3 protein-coding genes are annotated in these 2061 nt (G+C 48.1%); all 3 read left to right on the top strand.

Going from position 1 to position 2061, the window contains the following annotated elements; translation table 11 throughout:
* Positions 1-287 (top strand): hypothetical protein (locus GAP13_RS13145; protein ID WP_222126229.1); only part of this gene is annotated, 287 nt, incomplete at its 5' end.
* Positions 288-306: 19 nt separating this feature from the next.
* Positions 307-786 (top strand): Ig-like domain-containing protein, encoded by a 480-nt coding sequence (locus GAP13_RS13005; protein ID WP_222126228.1) that lies wholly within the window; start codon positions 307-309, stop codon positions 784-786.
* 205 nt (positions 787-991) lie between these two features.
* A partial coding sequence (locus tag GAP13_RS13000; protein WP_158908713.1) for an MraY family glycosyltransferase occupies positions 992-2061 on the top strand: 1070 nt, incomplete at its 3' end.

Here is a 2061-nt window from a genome sequence, read left to right as displayed (position 1 = left end):
AAGCGGGCGTTATTGCCGTACAAGCTCGCACCCAATTCATACTGATTTTTGCCCAACGGTGTGAAATTTACGCTTACAATTTAAACGCGAGCAGTGATTGGATTTTACTAACTCGAAATGCGCAAGGTGCCGATATATTTATTCAGGAGATAAAAAATTTCGATAAGGAGGGCGAAAACCATGCGAAGGAGAATAACGCAAGCCGCGGTTTTTCTTGCTTTGATTGCAATATTGGCAGCATGCCAGATCTCGAGTCCCGTTGTACCCCCGACAAAGATAAGCCTTAAACCTTTCTTAAGTCTCATTGTGGGCGAGAGTGAAACGCTGACACCGGTAGTAGAGCCTGCAAATGCCTCCGTAGAAGATCTAGACTGGGAATCGGATGACTCTTCTATTGCTACAGTAGATAGCACCGGAAAGGTTACTGCTATTGCTGAGGGCGATACTGTTATCAGGGTGGCAACCCAATATGGGCTGAAAGCTGAATGTGATGTATATGTTGCTACTGTATCGGTAAGAGATGTCACGCTGGACAAGACAAGTCTGACTCTCAAGGAAAGTCATATGTACACATTAGTAGCCACTGTGTTGCCTTCAAATGCGACAAACAAGAATGTGACATGGTCAACAAGCAATGCCAGCGTGGTGAAGCTTGTCAAAAATGATGCAGGCAAAGAGGACGGTACAATATTTGCGAATGCGGAGGGTACAGCTGTTATTACGGTTACAACGGTAGACGGCAACAAAACCGCAACCTGTACGGTCACAGTTATAAAAGAACAATGATGCTTTTTGTGCATTGAATCTAGAGAAAGTCAGCAAGTTAGGATAAATATTCTAAAAATCAGCTTTAAAAAATTTCTGTTGCAATGTGGGAATCTTTAACGTATAATCTCTTCTTAGATTCGCTTATTATTCTGGCGGAATCTTTATGTAGCCCATAAGAGTTATTTTAAAAATGATTAACGTTAATACAAAGGACAGTTAGAAAATGCAATACTCTGTTGTTGTCACATCGGCCATGCTGTCGGCCCTCACCATGCCTTTTATTCTGAATTTCGCGCACAGCAGAAAACTGTACGATATCGCAGGCGGACGAAAAAATCACAATGGCAACATCCCGCGGCTGGGCGGGCTGGGTATGTTTTTGGCTTTTGCTACCATGGTGGCTGCGTTTTCGATTGTGCAGACAGGGCCTGTCTCCAGGGAGCTTTGGTCGCGAGGCGATAAGCTCTGGCCCTTTGCTGTCGGAGCTGCGCTCATGTATTTCATCGGGCTGCTCGATGATCTGAAGGCACAGCCAGCGCGTTTGAAGTTGGCTGTACAGATTGCGGCAGCGCTCGTCGTCGTAGCAGGGGGCTACGGGTTTCGCGGCTTTGGATTCCGTGCAGATGTCCTTGCGGGGCAGTTGTCCTGGCTTTCGATCGTAATCACGATGGGCTGGATCGTCGGGGTCGCGAATGCGGTCAATTTTATCGACGGGCTGGACGGGCTTGCGGGGAGTCTCAGCTTTATCGCTGCGATTGCGTTCGGAATTTTCTATTACCAGGCGGGAGATGCGTCGAGTTCGTTTCTTTGTCTCAGTATTGCAGGGGTGATTGTGGGATTTCTGTTCTTCAACTTCCCGGTTCCAAAGGCGAAGCTGTTTATGGGCGATTCAGGCAGCCTTTTTCTGGGATTCAGCCTGGCAGTGATGCCTTTCCTAGGCCAGGCGCAAGCAGGAACAACATTGGAAGCACTGCCTTTGGCAGCGGAAAGCCAGCTGTTGGGGCTAGGCTTGTTCCCTTCAATTACGCTGCTGGCGTTGCCGGTGTTCGATGCGCTTCGAGTGATTGCGCTCAGGATTATGGAAGGGCGGAACATTATGTCGGCGGATCGGCAGCATGTTCATTTTCTGTTTGCTGACTCCGGGGTAAAGCCGCTTGCAATTCTCGCAATTCTGGATATAGCGGCAGCGGTGCAAGTCCTGGTAGTGCTCTTGGTAGCATCCATGCCGCAGAGCCTTGGGTATTTGCTCATGTTGATTTCGATTGGGATTCTTTTCATCCTCTTTCGCTACGC

This window comes from Rectinema subterraneum (assembly GCA_009768935.1).
Lineage (GTDB): Bacteria > Spirochaetota > Spirochaetia > Treponematales > Rectinemataceae > Rectinema > Rectinema subterraneum.
Note: the sequence above shows the minus strand (reverse complement) of the source record. Positions and strands in the feature narration are given on the sequence as shown.